Below are 16,748 nucleotides of genomic sequence, written 5' to 3'. Positions count from 1 at the left end.
AGGCTTTCGGTCGGTCCCGGGACGATCGCGCAAGGCGACGCTACTGCGGGTATCCGAAACCGATGACGCTGTGACGACAGTCGGCGCGAGCCGGGCGGAGACGCCCCCCGGTCCGCGGATTTCGAACGAGACGCCGCCCCGGCCGTTCAGGGCCGGGGCGGCGTCGCGCGGTCTCAGGCCTCGCCGTCGGGGCCGGCTTCCGGCGCGGGCGCCGAGGCGTCGGGGGAGGCGTCGGGGCCCGCATCGGGGCCCGCATCCGGCCCTGCATCGGGCGCGGGGCCGTCGGTCTCCGGCGGGGTCGAGCCGTCATCGGCGATCCAGGCCACCGAGACGACCGTCTCATCGGCCGCCGCGTTCAGCACCTTCACCCCGCCCGCCGAGCGCGAGCGCAGCGAGATCCCCGCCACCGGGCAGCGGATCGACTGGCCTCGGTCGGTCGCGAGCATGATCTGGTCGTCCATGTTGACCGGGAAGGCCGCCACGATCGGACCGCCGCGCATGGCGCGGTCCATGGCGAACACGCCCTGGCCGCCGCGCCCGCGGGTCGGATAATCCATCGAGGAGGACAGCTTGCCCTGGCCCCGCGCGGTGATGGTGAGGATGATCTCCTCGGCCGCCGACATCTCGGTGATCCGCTCGGGGTTCACCGAGGCCTCCACCGCGTCCTCGTCGCTTTCCTCCTCCGGCTCGGCGCCGTCGGTCTGGGCGGTGGCGCGCTTCCACTTGATGAAGCCGGCGCGTTCCTCCGGCGTCGCCTCGAAATGGCGCAGCACCGCCATCGACACCACGCGGTCGCCCGCGGCCAGCTTGATCCCCCGCACGCCGGTGGATTCGCGGCCCTTGAACACCCGAACCTCCGGCACCGGGAAGCGGATCGCCTTGCCCAGCGCGGTCAGCAGGAACACGTCGTAGGTCTCGTCGCAGATATGGGCGCGCACCAGGCTGACGCCCTCGGCGCCCTCTTCCGGCGCAGGCAGGCGCATGGCGATCTTGCCGTTGCGCTTGACGTTGGTGAAGTCCGACAGCGCGTTGCGCCGCACGTCGCCGGCCGAGGTCGCGAAGACGATCTGCAGGCTCTCCCACTCGTCCTCGGGCTTGTCGACCGGCATCACCGCGGCGATCCCCGTGCCCGGCGTGATCGGCAGCACGTTGACGATGGCCTTGCCGCGCGCATTGCGCCCGCCCGAGGGCAGCTGCCAGGTCTTGAGCTTGTAGACCATGCCGTCGGTGGTGAAGATCAGCAGCGGCGTGTGCGTATTGGCGACGAAGAGCGTGGTCACCACGTCCTCGTCCTTGGTGTTCATCCCCGAAAGGCCCTTGCCGCCGCGCGCCTGGGCGCGGAAGTCCTCCAGCGGAGTGCGCTTGATGTAGCCCTGGGCGGTGATGGTCACCACCATGTCTTCGCGCTCGATCAGGTCCTCGTCGTCCATTTCGCCGTCATAGTCGACGAACTGGGTGCGGCGGGGGGTGGCGAACTCGGCCTTCACGGCGATCAGCTCGTCCGAGATCACGCCCATGATCCGCGGGCGCGAGGCCAGCAGGTCCAGCAGGTCGGTGATCTTCGCGGCCAGCTCCTCCAGCTCCTCCGTCACCTCGGACACGCCGAGCGCGGTGAGGCGCTGCAGGCGCAGGTCGAGGATGGCGCGGGCCTGAAGCTCCGACAGGCGATAGGTGCCGTCATCCGCCACCTTGTGCAGCGGATCGTCGATCAGCCGGATATAGGCGGCGATGTCATGGGCGGGCCAGTGCCGTTCCATCAACCGCGCGCGGGCGGTGGCCGGGTCGGGCGAGGAGCGGATCAGGCGCACCACCTCGTCCACGTTCGACACCGCGACGGCGAGGCCGCACAACACATGCGCCCGGTCGCGCGCCTTGCGCAGCTCGAACGCCGCGCGCCGCGCCACCACTTCCTCACGGAAGGCGATGAAGGCGGTGAGGAAGGTCTTGAGGTCCAGCTGCTCGGGCCGGCCGCCGTTCAGCGCCAGCATATTGCAGCCGAAGGAGGTCTGAAGCGGCGTGTAGCGATAGAGCTGGTTGAGCACCACGTCCGGCGTCGCGTCGCGCTTCAGCTCGATCACCACGCGCACGCCCTGGCGGTCGGATTCGTCGGCCACCGAGGCGATGCCCTCGATCCGCTTGTCGCGCGCCAGTTCCGCGATGCGCTCGATCATCGTGGACTTGTTCACCTGGTAGGGGATCTCGTCCACCACGATGGCGTAGCGGTCCTTGCGCGGCTCCTCGATCCGGGTCTTGGCGCGCATCAGCACCGAGCCGCGGCCGGTATGATAGGCCTTGCGGGCGCCGCCGCGGCCCAGGATCAGGGCGCCGGTGGGGAAATCGGGGCCGGGGATGTATTCGATCAGGTCCGAGATCTCGAGATCCGGGTTCTCGATCAGCGCCAGCGTCGCGTCGATGACCTCGCCCAGGTTGTGGGGCGGGATGTTGGTCGCCATGCCGACCGCGATGCCGCCGCCGCCGTTGACCAGCAGGTTGGGGTAGCGCGCGGGCAGGACCGAGGGCTCGCGGTCCTTGCCGTCGTAGTTCGGGACGAAATCGACGGTGTCCTTCTCGATATCCTCGAGCAGGGCCTGCGCGACCTTGGCCATGCGGACTTCGGTGTAGCGCATGGCCGCGGGGCTGTCCCCGTCCATGGAGCCGAAGTTGCCCTGGCCGTCCAGCAGCGGCAGGCGCATGGAGAAGTCCTGCGCCATGCGCACCAACGCGTCGTAGATCGCCGAGTCGCCATGCGGGTGGTACTGACCCATCACGTCGCCGACCGGACGGGCGGACTTGCGGTAGGACTTGTCGTGCGTGTTCCCGGTCTCGTGCATCGCGTAGAGGATGCGCCGGTGCACGGGCTTGAGCCCGTCGCGCAGGTCGGGCAGGGCGCGGGAGACGATCACCGACATGGCGTAGTCGAGATAGGAGCGTTTCATCTCCTCCTCGACCGCGATCACCGGTCCGTCATAGACGGGACGGCGGGGTCCGCCGCCGTTTTCGGAGCCGTCTTCGGGGCCGGTCTCGGGGGGGTCGATGGGATCGGTCAAGGATGCGCCTGCTCGGGTGTTTTCTGCCTGGCGGTGTTGTAGCCGCCGGGGGCGGCGAGAGCAATCGGGAGCGGCGTCTCAGGGGCGGAAACCGGGCCGCGCGTCGACGGTCGCGCCGGTTGCCGGCGGGGCGCCCGCGCGGCGCGGCTGCGGGGGCGCGGGTTGCGAGGCCGCGGGCGGCGGCGTGGGGCGCTGAATTGGCCGGGGACAGGGGGAAGATGGGGCGCGTTCGGCGCCCTGCTCGCGGTTGGTCGGCGGGGCGGCGGAAGTTGCGATCGCCGCCCGCGCGCTTTCGCGACCCGCCTGGACTTGGCGATGGCGTTGCGCGCGCGCCGGACGTGCGCGCGACGGGGCTTCCGAAATATCGGCCCATGCCCGCGGGACTGACGGAACTTGCAGCCGACGCGTCCGCCCCCATGTCGCTCGGCGGGGGAGCGCAACCCCACCGCCGGAACCGCGCCACGCTTTTCGCAGGCGTGACGCGGGGGGCGGCGAAACCGGGCGGAGGGCGCCCCGTCCGCAGCGCCGCGCGGGCGCGACGGCGAAATCCGCGCAAGGGTCGACGCGCGGCCTCGGCACGCCCGACGTCTTCCGAAACGCGCCGGTGGGGCGGGATCAGTCGGCGGCGGCGAGCGGCGCGGCGTTGGCCGCGGGCGTCTCCACCGGCCAGGCGGCGGCGATGCGATCGGCCTCCAGCGGCACGTTCTTGACCACGGCGCCCGGTCGGCCCAGCGGCCCGTGCAGCACGCCGTCGACCTCGACCCACACGCCGCCCGCATTGCCGGCGCGCAGCCGCGGAGACTGCACATCGGCCGGGGCCAGCCAGCGCTCCCCCGCCTCCATGATCCGCTGCACCAGGATCGAGCCGTCGCGGGCCTTCACCTGCACCCAGGCCGGGTCGGTGACCACCAGCCACAGGCCCTTGCTCCCCGTCTGCGGCTGCGGGGTCGCGGCCCCGGGCGCGGCGAGCCCGGGCAGGCCCGCATCGCCCAGCGCGGCGAGCTGCGTGCCCGCGAGCCCGCCGTTCAGGCCGCCGTCAAGACCCGGCGCGCCGCCCGCCACGCCCGGAGCGGGCGCGGGAACCGACAGCCCGTCGAGCCGCGGCGCGGCGAGGCCGCCGGCCGGATGCGCCTCGCCCGCCACCGGTCCGTTGACCGCGTCGGCCAGGGCCAGGCGGGTGTTCGCCGCCTCGGTCCCGATGCGCGGATCGCGGGCGTAAAGCCCGCTGCGCGTGGGATCGATGGCCGCGATGGGGCCGTCGCGCACCGCCACAGCGGGGGGCGCGATCTCCCGCGGGGCGTAGAGTTCGGCCAGCGCGGCCTCGCGGCGCGAGGCGTCGTCGGTCTCCTCCGGCGCGTCTTCGGCCCCCGGCCAGGCGCGGGTCGCGGCCTGCACGGAGAGCCCGGGCAGGGCCACCGTCGCCGGCGCCTCGGCCAGTTCGGGGCGCTCATTGGAAGGGGCGAAGTCGACCCGCTGAATATCCTCGACCAGCGCCCAGGCGCCGTAGCCCAGCCCGCAGACCAGCCCCGCCAGCACCGCCACCGAGGCGATGTCGGACAGCGACACGCCCAGGCCCACCGGCCGGGCGCGCCCGACGGGAGAGGCGAAATGCGAGCGCGAAAGCGACGGATCCCGGCCCGGCCGCGCGCCGCCGCGGGTCGCGGCGCCGGCCCCGCCGAAGGCGAGCCCGGCGAGCCCCGACATCCGGCCGCGCGCCCCGCCGAAGGGCAGGCCGCCCGCGGCGCGCTGCTGCGCGGCCCCGGCGGTGTTCTGCCCGACGAAGCCGCTTTCCTGGCGGAAGCGCGTGTAGACATGTTCGGGGTCGAGCCCGAGATAGCGGGCGTAGGCGCGCACATAGCCCGGCACGAAGCCCTTGTTGGGCACCACCGAAGCGTCGCAATTCTCGATCGCGTCGATATAGGACGCCTTGATGCGCAGCTCACGCTGCACATCGAGAAGCGACTTGCCGAGCGTCGCTCTGTGTCCGCGCAATTCGTCGCCGAGTTTCATCTCATAGGAGTCGAAACCACGGAGCGCGGTCGGGTGCTCGTTGTCCATCGCCTGCTCTGCCTTGCCCGCAGAAAGGGGGCGCTTCGCGCGCTTCTCTAGTGAGGGCGCGGGGTGACTGCAACACCCTTCGCTCCCCTCTCCGGACTATAGGGTGAAAATTGCGATTCGCGCGCGAAAAGCGTCTTCGGACCGGTATTTCGCGTTCGGATCATTTGTTTCGAATGCTGTGTTCGCCGCGCCCCGCTGTGGCCTCGCGGGCGCAGTCCAGCCCCGACCGCCCCGCGCCGGGGGCGATCCGCGTCGCATTCTTGGAGAATTCTTCGCCGCGATCGGGCCCCCATCGGAGCGCCCGTCAAAGCCCCCGTCAGAGCCCCCGTCGGAGCCCCCGTCGGAGGCCGGTCGCGCCCGCGGCCGCCCGCGCCGGGGCGGCCCCTGAAAGCCTGGCCGAAAGCCCGGCCCCAATCCCCGCCGTCAGCCGCGCTCGGGCCCCTCGCCGGGCAGGACGCGGCCGGCGGGAAGCTCCGCCGCCGGTTTGGGCGCGCGCCAGGGAAAGGGGATGTCGGCGCGCTTGCGCAGGATGATCACCACGAAGGGGATCGAGGGGAACAGGAACCACGGATTCGACAGCACGCCCCCGAACAGGACGTTGAGCGCGAAGAACCACAGGATGAACCCCGCCGCCCGGCGCACGGCGCGGGGCTGGGCGTGATACCAGGCGTGCCATCGGGTCAGCGGGCCGAACTCGACCCCGACGGGCGGGCCCTCCGGTCCGGCGTCGGGCCGGGTTCGCGGCTCGGGCGGGGGCGCGGGAGGGGGGGCAGGTCGAGGCGCGCGGTTCTCGACCGCGCGGCGCACGCTCCAGCCCTCCACCGGCTCGGCGAGGCTCTTGACCGTCTGCGCGCCGGCGAAGTCGAATTCCACGACCAGCTGCTTGCGGGTCAGCTCGCGCACCGCGGCCGAAACCATGATCCCGCCCGGTTCCGCCAGCCCCTGCAACCGCTCGGCGACGTTGACCCCGTCGCCATAGAGATCGCCGCCCTGGTCGATGACGTCGCCCAGGTTGATCCCGATGCGAAAGCGCATGGCGGCGGGGTCCGTCCCGGGGTCGGCCCCGGGATCCCCCGGCGCGTCCATCGCGTCCTGGAAGGCCACCGCGCAGCGCACCGCCTCGACCACCGAGGGGAATTCGGCGATCACCGCGTCGCCCCAGGTGTTGACCAGCCGCCCGTCATGGGCGGCGAAGAGGCCCAGCATGACGTCGCGCGCGCGGGTGAGGCGGCCGAGCGCCCCGGCCTCGTCGGCCTCCATCGAGGCGCCGAAGCGCACCGCGTCGGCGTAGAAGATCGTGGTGAGCTTGCGTTTCACGGGATGGCGCGGCCTCGCGGATCGGGTCGCGGTCCGGCGAGGAGGGCCGAGCCTGCGCCCAAGATGTGGCCGAGCCGAGGCGGGCGCGCAACCTTTGCGGGGCGAAATCGGGTCGGGCGAGGCGCCGCAGCGGCAGCCGGGCCGCGCCCCGACCGTCGCGCCGGTGGCGGGCGGGCGCCGGCGCGGCCGGGACAGGCCCCGCGGGTGGCACGGGCGCGGGCGGGCGCCGCCGGACCCGGTTCCGCCCGCGCGCCGGTGTCAGCGCCGCGCGGGCGCCTGGGCCCAACCCTCGGGCCGGCGGACGCGCGGCTCCCTCACGGGGGCCCCACGCCCGGCGGTCCCGTCAGGCCATGACGCAGAGCAGCTCGAACATCGCCGTCGCGCCGTTCTGCGCGGTCAGCCCGCCCTGATCGAAGGGGGGCGAGACCTCGACCAGGTCCGCGCCCACGATCTCCAATCCCGCGAGCATCCGGATCATCCCCTGCAGCTCGCGCATGGTCAGGCCGCCCGCTTCCGGCGTCCCCGTCCCCGGCGCGAAGGCCGGGTCGAGGCTGTCGATGTCGACCGAGACATAGACCGGACCGGGACCGACGAAGGCCAGCGCCTCGGCCATCACCTGCTTCCAGCCCTTGTCCTCGACCTCCTCGATATAGGCGACCTTCATCCCGCTCTCGTGGCTGAACTTCCACATGTCCCGGTCGTAGAGCGAGCCGCGAATGCCGATCTGGGCGCAGCGTTTCGGGTCGATCAGCCCTTCGTCCGCCGCCACCTTGAAGGGGGCGCCATGGTGGAACCGGCTGCCCATGTAGTTGTCGCCCGTATCCGCATGGGCGTCGATCTGGATCAGCCCCACGGGCCGGTCCTTCGCCACCGCCCGCAGGATCGGCAGCGCCACCGAATGATCGCCCCCGCAGCTCAGCGGCCGGATGCCGGCGCCGACCACGCGGTTGTAGAAGGCCTCGATCTCGGCATGGGCGCCGACCAGCTCGTAGGGTTTTTGAATGATGACGTCGCCGAGATCGGCGGCCGTCGCCACCTCGAACGGGCTCGCCCCCGTCGCCTGGTTGATGCGGCGCATCAGGGTCGACTGGTTGCGCACCTCGCGGGGGCCGTGCCGCGCGCCGGGGCGGTTGGTGACGCCGCCGTCATAGGGCACGCCGATCACCCCGATATCCGGTGCGTCGGCCTCGAAATCCTCGCGCCACGGCAGGCGGAAGAAGGTGGCGATGCCCGCGAAGCGCGGACGCTGCATCGGGTCGGAGAAGTCCAGGGTCTCGTCGGGAGCGCCCTTCGGGGTCTCGTTCATTCGGCCGGCCTCGCGTCGTTCTTGGGGTCCATCGCCGCCACGCGGGCGTCGTAATCGGGTTCCAGCGTCCCCATCACCCGGTCCCAGAACGAGAAGTAGTTGCCGAAATTCCAGCGGAACTTCTCGTGATGCAGGTCGTGATAGGTGGTGCACACCAAGGGCGAGGGGAAGCGGGTGGTGCGGTCGGCGAAATACTCGTAGCCGACATGGCCGAGCTGCCCGTTCACGTGGTCGTAGACCCGGTGCAGGATCAGCGCCCAGGCCGGGATCGGCAGCAGCACGGCCGCGATCACCTGGAAGGACTGGATCAGGACGGTCTCGCCCACCGACTGGCTGTCGGAGCTCCAGGCCGTCGGCGCCACGGATCGGTGGTGCCACTGGTGAAAGCGGTAGAGCGCCTTGGTGTGCAGCGCCCGATGCGCGAAATAGTAATAGGTGTCGTAGCCGACCACCATCAGCGCGGTTCCGGCGAGCACGCCGAGGATCCCGCTCCACGGCGTCCACAGGGTCAGGCCGTGGCCCTGCAGGGTCAGCGCCAGCGCCAGCAGCGTCGAGGTCACGAGGATCGAGACGCAGCTCTCCTTCATCTCGGGGATGGCGCGCCTCAGCCCGTCGCGGCGCTTCTGGATGCGGCGGTCGGGATGCGTGTCGTTGATCCGCAGCAGGGCGAAGCCCATGCCGAAATAGGCGATCAGGTTGGCCGGGTAGATCAGCGCCAGCAGGATCGCGACATCCGCGATGAAGGCGAGAGGGCCCGGTTCGGCGAAGATCGCGTCGGTCATGACTTGGTTCCCTGGGCCTGTTTCCCTGGATCCGGATCGCCTCGCCCCGACATGCCGGGGAGCCGGCGAAGGTCGGGAGGCCTTTCATGGCTAGACCCGGCTTCGCGCGCGGTCAACGCGGCCTGACGACCGCGGGATGCGGACGTCGCGTCGCCCGAGAACGTTTTTTGGTCGCAGGTGTTGGGGCAGGCGGCGGGTCAGGCGGCGGGTCAGACGGTGGGTCAGACGGTGGGGCAGGCGGGGGAGGAAAGGGGAGCAGGCGGAGGCCCCCGCAAGGGCGCGCCCGGCTGGAGAGGTCCGCGCAAGCGGCGCGCGACGGGAGCCGCGCGTCGACCGTCGCGCGGGTCGCGCCCATGCGCCCGCGCGGCGGGGAGAGCGGGTCGAGGGCGGCGAGGCGCGCCAGTCCTTCGCGCGGCGCGCCAAAGCTTCAACGCCGTCGCGGATGGTTTTCGGGGACCTCTGACACGGGCGTCGGTTCCACCTGCGCGGCATCCGACGGCCGCGCCGGACCGACCGTGACAGGAGCGCGAGCGTCGGGGCGCGGCCCGCCTGGCCGCCGTCGCGCCGGGGGGCCTGAAGCGCGCCCCGACCCACGCGCCCCGATACCGGGCGCCAAAACCTTGGCGCGCAAAGGGCCGGGCGCCTCACGGCGGCCCGGCCCCTGGTCTCAGATCGTTGCGTCAGCGCGCCTCGGCCGGAACCCGGCCGCGCGGGTCACAGGCCGGTACGAGCGCCCGCGCCGCCGCCGCCGCCATTGCGGGGGCGCCGGGGAGCGGCATCTCCGCCACGGCCCGCGGGTTTGCCCGCCGCGCCGCGCGGACCGCGGCCGGGGGCGTCACCGCGCGGACCGCGGCCGGGAGCGTCTCCGCGCGGACCGCGGCTCTGACCGTCACCACGGGGACCGCGGCCGCCGGCCTCGGCGCCACCGCCTTCGCCACGGGGCTTGCCCGCGGCGCCGGCGCCGCCGCCTGCGCGGCCGCCCCGACCCTGGCCCTGGCCCTGGCCGCCCCGACCCTGGCCCTGCCCCTGGCCCTCGCCCTGGGGACGCCCGCCGCGCCCGCCGGGACGCCCGCCGCCCGGATGACCGCCGCGACCCTCGCGCGGGCCGCGATCCTCGTCCTGCGGCTCGGGCCGCTGGGCCGCGAGACGCGTCATCTCGGGCATGAACGCCTCGGGCAGCGAGCTCTGGGGGACCTTCTGACGGGTCACCCGCTCGATGTCGCGCAGATAGGGCCGCTCATCGTCGGCCACGAAGCTGATCGCCAGCCCGTCCGCACCCGCCCGCGCCGTGCGGCCGATGCGGTGCACGTACTGCTCGGGCACGTTGGGGATCTCGTAGTTGATCACATGGCTCACGCCCGGCACGTCGACGCCGCGCGCCGCGATGTCGGTCGCCACCAGCACCCGCATCGAGCCGTTGCGGAACGCCTCCAGCACCCGCTCGCGCTCATTCTGGCGCTTGTTGCCGTGGATCGCCTTGGCCTCGATCCCGGCGCGGCCGAGGTTCTTCACCACCCGGTCGGCCCCGTGCTTGGTCCGGGTGAAGATCAGGACGCGGTCGTAGTCCTCTTCCTTCAGCACCACGTTCAGCAGGGCCTGCTTGTCATGCTGGCGCAGGAAATGCGCGCGCTGGTCGACCCGCTCGGCGGTGGTCGACTGCGGCGCGACCGAGACCTTGACCGGGTTGGTCAGGTAGACCGCGGCCAGATCGGCGATCGACTTGGGCATGGTGGCCGAGAAGAACAGCGTCTGCCGGGTCTTGGGCAGCATCGGCACGATCTTGCGCAGCGCGTGGATGAAGCCGAGGTCGAGCATCTGGTCGGCCTCGTCCAGCACCAGCGCCTCGACCTTGGACAGCGTCATCGCGCCCTGGTCGATCAGGTCCATCAGCCGGCCCGGGGTGGCGACCAGCACGTCGGCGCCGGCCTTCATCGCGCGGATCTGGCGGTTGATCGGCACGCCGCCGAACACGGTCTCGACCTTGATGTGGATGCCCGCGCCATAGGTGCGGAAGCTCTCGGCGATCTGGTTGGCCAGCTCGCGCGTCGGGGCCAGCACCAGCACGCGGGTGGAATGGCCGGGGCGCGCGATGCGGTTGCGGGCGATGCGGTCGAGCAGGGGCAGGGCGAAGGCCGCGGTCTTGCCGGTGCCGGTCTGGGCGATGCCCAGGATGTCCCGCCCCTCGGCCGCCGGCTTGATCGCCTGCTGCTGGATCGGGGTGGGGGTCGTGTAGCCGGCCTCTTCCAGCGCCTTGAGCAGCGGAGCGGCGAGGTCGAACGAATTGAAGTCTTTCACAGTGTCGCTTTCATACGGCGCGCACCGGACCGCGCCACGGAAGGCGCGACGGTCTACGGGCCCGTTAAGGACGGCCCGCGTGAATCGGATCGTTGGATTGGTCGCGTCCTCGGGGGAGGGCCCATGAGCGGATGTCTCTCCGCTCGCGCTTCACGCCGCCCCTTGCCCCAGGCGATGCATGTCGCCGACGCTGCGCCGCATATGGCAGGGGAAGCGTGGCATGTCAAAGGCTTTCGGGGTCTTTTCGTGGCGCCGCTTCCCGGCCCCTACGTCAGGGCGCCATATGAGCACCAGTCAAGCAAACAAGGCTCCCCCGGCCGCGATGCGACGCGAACGGGACGGGCCGGAAGGAAGGACAATATGACTCGCTCGATCTCCCGCGCCCGTCGCGCCGCCCTCACCGTCGCCTTCGCCCCCGCCATGGCCGTGACCCTGCCGGTGCTCCCCTCCGCCGCCGCGCAGAGCACCGGCCTGTTCGCCAATGCGGGGCCGTCCTCCGCCGGGGATGCGGGCGCGCGCGCGGACAACGGGCCGGAGATCGCGCCGGAGAGCCTCGCCGCCCCCGAGCCGGCCCCCGAGCCGGCCTCCGAACCCGCCCCGCAGGACGCCGCCGAGGCCGCGGCCCTGCTCGAAGCCCTGTTCCAGGCCGCGAATGCCGGCGACGACGGCTCCAGCCCCGACGACTACGTCCGCTGGGCCGAGCAGCACGCGGCCCTCGCGATCCGCTGAGCCGCCCTCGACCCCGAATGACGACGCCCGCCGCGGAGCCTCCGCGACGGGCGTTTTCATGCGCGCCGACCGCCGGCGCGCCGTGCCTCCGCGCGCCACGCGCGCCGGGGGCGGGGCAGGGCGCTCGCCCCCCCTCTTCTCAGGGGTGATGGCCCCAGGGCGCGGGGTTGAGCAACTGCACCTCCTGCGCCGTCAGCAGCGGCCGCAGCTTCACCGCGAAGGCCATGAAGGGGGCGTCCTGGAACAGCGTCGCCCAGTGGTTGCGCCGGTCCGCGTCATCCTCGAACTTCCACAGATGCACCAGCTGGTGCAGCGGCCCGGTGTCGGAGACGAAATACCCCGCCACCCGGTGCGAGAACCCGCCCGCCTCCAGCGCCGGCCAGCCCTCTTCCTTGTAGAGCTTGAGCACCGTCGGCATCTCGCCGACCTTCACCGAGTAGGTGCGTTTTTCGTAGAGCGCCATTCGACGTCCCTCCCCTTTATGGTTTGTCGTCAGGCGACCTTATCAGCGCGCGGGCCGGTTTCCAGCATCCTCGCGCAGTCGGGCGCCCCCCCGCCTTACCCTTGGTCGCCGCGCATCCCCTCTACCCCCCGCCCGCGGCCGCCCCTATCCTCGCCCCATGACCCAGCCGCGATTCATCCACCTCCGCCTCCACTCCGCCTATTCGCTGCTGGAGGGCGCGATCCAGCCCAAGAAGCTGCCGGGCCTGTGCGACAAGCATTCCATGCCCGCCGTCGCCGTCACCGACAGCGGCAACCTCTTCGCCGCGCTCGAATTTTCCGAGACCGCCGCCAAGGCCGGCGTGCAGCCGATCCTCGGCGCCCAGATGGCGCTCCGCTACGCGCCGCCGCCGCGGCCCGACGCCCGCGCCCCCGATCCCGCCCCCGTGGCGCTGCTGGTGCAGAACGAGGCCGGCTGGCTGAACCTGATGGAGCTCGTCTCCCGCACCTTCCTGGAGGCGGAGGCCGAGGCCCCCCAGATCACGCCCGAGGATCTCGTCGCCCATTCCGAGGGGCTGATCTGCCTGACCGGCGGCGATGACGGCCCCCTCGGCCGGCTGATCCGCGACGGCAAGCGGGAGCGGGCGGAGACCCTGCTCGACACGCTCGCCGCCGCCTTCCCCGACCGGCTCTATGTCGAGATCCACCGCCACGGCCCCTCCGACGACGAGCCGCGCACCGCCAATCAGGAGGCGACCGAGCCCGCCTTCGTCCACATGGCCTACGCCCGCGACCTGCCGCTGGTCGCGACCAACGAGGTGTTCTTCGACCGGCCCGAGATGTTCAACGCCCATGACGCGCTGATCTGCATCGCCGAGGGCGCCTATGTGTCGATGGACGACCGCCGCCGGCTGACCGACCAGCACTATTTCAAATCGCCCGAGGAGATGGCGGCCCGCTTCGCCGATCTGCCCGAGGCCATCGACCACACCGTGGAGATCGCGCGCCGCTGCGCCTTCCGCGCCCGCACCCGCGCCCCCATCCTGCCGCGCTTCGCCGATGACGAGGTGGAGGAGCTGCGCCGCCAGTCCCGCGAGGGTCTGGCAGAGCGCCTGCGCATCCTCGCCGAAACCGACGACCTGGCCGCGACGCGGGAGGAATACGACGCGCGCCTGGACTACGAGCTCGGCGTGATCGAGGGCATGGGCTTTCCCGGCTACTTCCTGATCGTCGCCGACTTCATCAAATGGGCCAAGGACCACGACATTCCCGTCGGCCCGGGCCGCGGCTCGGGCGCGGGCAGCCTGGTGGCCTGGGCGCTGACCATCACCGACCTCGACCCCTTGCGATATTCCCTGCTGTTCGAGCGCTTCCTGAACCCCGAGCGCGTATCGATGCCCGACTTCGACATCGACTTCTGCATGGACCGGCGCGAGGAGGTGATCCGCTACGTCCAGGACAAGTATGGCCGCGACAAGGTCGCCCAGATCATCACCTTCGGCGCGCTGCTGTCCAAGGCCGCCGTCCGCGACGTCGGCCGCGTGTTGCAGATGCCCTTCGGCCAGACCGACCGCCTGTCCAAGATGATCCCGGTGGAGGGGGTGAAACCCGTCTCCATCACCCAGGCCCTCAAGGACGAGCCCCGCCTCGCCGCCGAGGCCCACGAACACCCCGTCGTGGCCGAGATGCTGGACTACGCCGCCAAGGTCGAGGGCCTGCTGCGCAACGCCTCCACCCACGCCGCCGGCGTGGTCATCGGCGACCGGCCCCTGCACCAGCTGGTGCCGCTCTACCGCGATCCGCGCTCCGACATGCCCGCCACCCAGTTCAACATGAAGTGGGTCGAGCAGGCGGGGCTGGTGAAATTCGACTTCCTCGGGCTCAAGACGCTGACGGTGATCCAGGGCGTCGTCGACCTGCTGAAGCTCCGCGGCATCGACGTCGACATCGCCCGCATCCCCATCGACGACAAGGCCAGCTACGACCTCTACGCCTCCGCCGACACCGTCGCGGTGTTCCAGGTGGAATCGTCCGGCATGCGCGACGCCCTGCGCCGCCTCCGCCCCACCTGCATCGAGGACATCATCGCGCTGGTGGCGCTCTACCGCCCCGGCCCGATGGAGAACATCCCGAAATACTGCAACGTCAAGAACGGGCGCGAGGACCGCGACCTTCTCCACCCCCTCGTGGACCCGATCCTGGACGAGACCCAGGGCATCATCGTCTACCAGGAGCAGGTGATGGAGATCGCCCGGAAGATGGCCGGGTATTCGCTCGGCGGCGCCGACATGCTGCGCCGCGCGATGGGCAAGAAGATCAAGGAGGCGATGGACGCCGAGCGCCCGAAATTCGTCGACGGCGCCAAGGAGAACGGCGTCCCCAAGAAGAAGGCCGAAGAGGTCTTCGCCCTGCTCGAAAAGTTCGCCAATTACGGCTTCAACAAATCCCACGCCGCCGCCTACGCGCTGGTCAGCTACCAGACCGCCTGGCTCAAGGCCAACCACCCGGTCGAGTTCATGGCCGCCGTGATGAACTGCGACCTCCACCTCACCGACAAGCTCGGCATCTACCAGCGTGAGGTCCGCCGCCTGGGCATCGAGACCGTGCCCCCCTGCGTCAACCGCTCGTCCTCGCTGTTCACCGTCAAGGACGGCGCCGTGGTCTACGCGCTGGGCGCCCTGAAGAATGTCGGCCCCGAGGCCATGCGCCTGATCGAGACCGAGCGCGCCGAAAACGGCCCCTTCCGCTCGGTCTTCGACGTGGCCTCCCGCGTCGAGCTGAAGAAGATCGGCAAGCGCCCGCTCGAAATGCTCGCCCGCGCCGGCGCCTTCGACGACCTCGACCCCAATCGCAAACGGGTGTTCGAGAGCCTCGACGCCCTCGTCGCCTGGTCCCACGCGGTGCATGAGGAACGCGCCTCCTCCCAGGTCTCGCTGTTCGGCGAGGCGGGGGGCGAGGCGCTGCCCGAACCCCGCCTCTCGCGCACCGAGGACTGGCTGCCCGCCGAGCGGCTCCAGCAGGAGCATGACGCGGTCGGCTTCTACCTCACCGGCCATCCGCTCGACGACTACAAGGGCGCGCTGGAGCGGGCGCGCGTGGTCTCCTACGCCGAGCTTGCGGCGCGGTCCGGGCGCAGCGGCGGCGGGGTCGCGAAGCTCGCCGGCGTGGTGGTGGCGCGGCAGGAGCGCAAGAGCGCGCGGGGCTCCCGCTTCGCCTTCGTCAGCTTCTCCGACCCCACCGGGCTTTACGAGGCCACCTGCTTCTCCGAGCCGCTGGAGCAATACCGCGAGATCCTGACCCCCGGTTCGCTGGTGGTGGTGACGGTGGAGGCCGAGGCCTCGACCGAGGGCGAGCTGAAGCTGTTGTTACGCGCCGCCCAGCCCATCGACCGGGCGGTGTCGGGCGGCTCGACCTCCATGGGCCTGCGGGTGTTTCTGAATGACCCGGAGGCGGTGGGGGCGGTGAAGGCGCGCCTGGCCTATGCGGGGGGCGCGAAACCGAGGGGCGGCCCGGTGAACCTGGTGTTGATGGCCCCGGACCTGCCCTGCGAGGTGGAGATGCGCCTGCCGGGGAATTTCCCGCTGACGCCCCAGATCGCGGGGGCGATCAAGGCGGTGGAGGGGGTTATGGCGGTGGAGGAGTTTTAATTCCTAAGTGGAATATTTGAGAGCACGACCTTCGAGGCGGGATCACTGAAGCCTAGCTGCTCAAGAGCCTCTACGTAAGCCAGCTGTATCATATGGGCATGCTCAGTTGGTCCTATAATGATGCGCTCTAGCAAGCTTGTTAATTCGATACCATGGAGCCCATTTGCCGGGCTACTAACCAGCTTAAGCTTTCCAACATGCTGTGGCACCCCTCCAATGGTTTCGATTTCTTTCTGCATAGGGGGGGCTTTTTCGAACCTGGGCTGGCAGTAAACCCGCCACTCTCGCTCTTCGCAAAATCCCGGATGCTTAAGTGATATGACGAGCATTCGAAATAGATTGAAGACACGCTGGACTAATTCATCTTCAGTGAGAGATGATACATAATCGTGATATTTACTCAGCCGCTGTGAAAATTTATGAAATTCATGGTTGAGCTCACTTTGAGTCGCATAGATGACCGGGGTGCTGTAAATACCTCCACCGGAGCTTTGCACTCTGAACGGCTCGGGGTTCAATACAAGAGCCACGCCACTTGAGGCGCCATATGCGCGCCACATAGACAGTCGGCCAAACTCATTCTCGGATTCATCATGGATGGAAAGGCATGAAATATAAGTATCCGAGGAAAAAATAGGAGCCCATAAGTCAAACAAACGCTCAATTTTAGATGCTGAATCATTATGCATTGTGTTGATTAAATCTTTAACTTCCTGGCCTGCTTCAGATCTCCATGCCTCGGAGAGCGCGCGTCGTCCGTGTTCGATCTCCATGTAGTCATTCATGCATGTCGTATTTCGCATCCAAATACTTCTGCTAGAAAGAATTTTTAGCCCATTCTCAGCAGAGGTGTAGTGAACCAATCTGCTGGCTTCGTTGTAGACCGGGCGCGCTGCTTCATAAATGGGAGCAAGAAAAGTTTTTATTGAGAGCGGGTCCATATTGCCTCCAGTTATTCGATCGCGTTCATATTATCAGTATCGAAGCGCCTCCTTCAAGAAGGCTGCTTGCGCTAACCGATGTCGTATCAGCTCGTAGGGCGGGTGCGAACCCGCCACCCGCCCCCCACCCTTAACCCCACCCTCACCAATTCCCCTCATCCCCTTGCAACCACGTTCCAAAACCG

10 protein-coding genes are annotated in these 16,748 nt (G+C 70.0%); 2 read left to right on the top strand and 8 right to left on the bottom strand.

What is annotated here, in order from left to right:
* Window positions 1-173: 173 nt before the first annotated feature.
* The 6 genes from gyrA to BLV24_RS04445 all read right to left on the bottom strand — a co-directional run bounded on the left by gyrA (window position 174) and on the right by BLV24_RS04445 (window position 10,805).
* Window positions 174-2,936 (bottom strand): DNA gyrase subunit A, encoded by a 2,763-nt coding sequence (gene gyrA / locus BLV24_RS04470; protein WP_245710413.1) that lies wholly within the window; start codon window positions 2,934-2,936, stop codon window positions 174-176.
* 726 nt (window positions 2,937-3,662) lie between these two features.
* Window positions 3,663-5,105: a helix-turn-helix domain-containing protein gene (locus BLV24_RS04465; RefSeq protein ID WP_092679900.1), complete on the bottom strand. Its 1,443-nt coding sequence runs from the start codon at window positions 5,103-5,105 to the stop codon at window positions 3,663-3,665.
* A 423-nt stretch (window positions 5,106-5,528) separates the two neighbouring features.
* On the bottom strand, window positions 5,529-6,422 hold the full coding sequence (locus BLV24_RS22770; protein ID WP_092679899.1) for an adenylate/guanylate cyclase domain-containing protein: 894 nt from the start codon (window positions 6,420-6,422) through the stop codon (window positions 5,529-5,531).
* Between the two features lie 343 nt (window positions 6,423-6,765).
* Window positions 6,766-7,728 carry an agmatinase gene (gene speB / locus BLV24_RS04455; protein WP_176954614.1) on the bottom strand — a complete coding sequence of 321 codons (963 nt, stop codon included), beginning with the start codon at window positions 7,726-7,728 and terminating at the stop codon, window positions 6,766-6,768.
* Window positions 7,725-8,510, bottom strand: coding sequence for a sterol desaturase family protein (locus tag BLV24_RS04450; protein ID WP_092679898.1), 786 nt, complete (start codon window positions 8,508-8,510; stop codon window positions 7,725-7,727). Before BLV24_RS04450 ends, speB begins: the two co-directional genes overlap by 4 nt.
* A gap of 714 nt (window positions 8,511-9,224) precedes the next feature.
* Entirely contained in the window at window positions 9,225-10,805 is a 1,581-nt protein-coding gene (locus BLV24_RS04445) for a DEAD/DEAH box helicase (RefSeq protein WP_092679897.1), read from the bottom strand.
* Window positions 10,806-11,165: 360 nt separating this feature from the next.
* On the opposite strand from BLV24_RS04445, the gene BLV24_RS04440 reads away from it, so the two are divergent.
* Entirely contained in the window at window positions 11,166-11,534 is a 369-nt protein-coding gene (locus BLV24_RS04440; RefSeq protein ID WP_092679896.1) for a hypothetical protein, read from the top strand.
* 139 nt (window positions 11,535-11,673) lie between these two features.
* Here BLV24_RS04440 and BLV24_RS04435 read toward each other — a convergent pair whose 3' ends face one another.
* Window positions 11,674-11,997 (bottom strand): NIPSNAP family protein, encoded by a 324-nt coding sequence (locus BLV24_RS04435; protein WP_092679895.1) that lies wholly within the window; start codon window positions 11,995-11,997, stop codon window positions 11,674-11,676.
* Window positions 11,998-12,154: 157 nt separating this feature from the next.
* On the opposite strand from BLV24_RS04435, the gene dnaE reads away from it, so the two are divergent.
* The gene (gene dnaE / locus BLV24_RS04430) at window positions 12,155-15,622 is read left to right on the top strand and encodes a DNA polymerase III subunit alpha (protein WP_092679894.1); all 3,468 of its coding nucleotides are present in this window, start codon (window positions 12,155-12,157) and stop codon (window positions 15,620-15,622) included.
* On the opposite strand, the gene BLV24_RS04425 is transcribed toward dnaE, so the two are convergent.
* Entirely contained in the window at window positions 15,619-16,563 is a 945-nt protein-coding gene (locus BLV24_RS04425) for a DUF2971 domain-containing protein (protein ID WP_092679893.1), read from the bottom strand. The two genes, dnaE and BLV24_RS04425, sit on opposite strands and share 4 nt — an antisense overlap.
* Between the last annotated feature and the right edge of the window lie 185 nt (window positions 16,564-16,748).

Origin of the sequence: Albimonas donghaensis, assembly GCF_900106695.1 — a bacterium.
GTDB lineage: Bacteria > Pseudomonadota > Alphaproteobacteria > Rhodobacterales > Rhodobacteraceae > Albimonas > Albimonas donghaensis.
The sequence above is the reverse complement of the archived record's forward strand: the minus strand, read 5'-3'. Positions and strand labels throughout refer to the sequence as shown.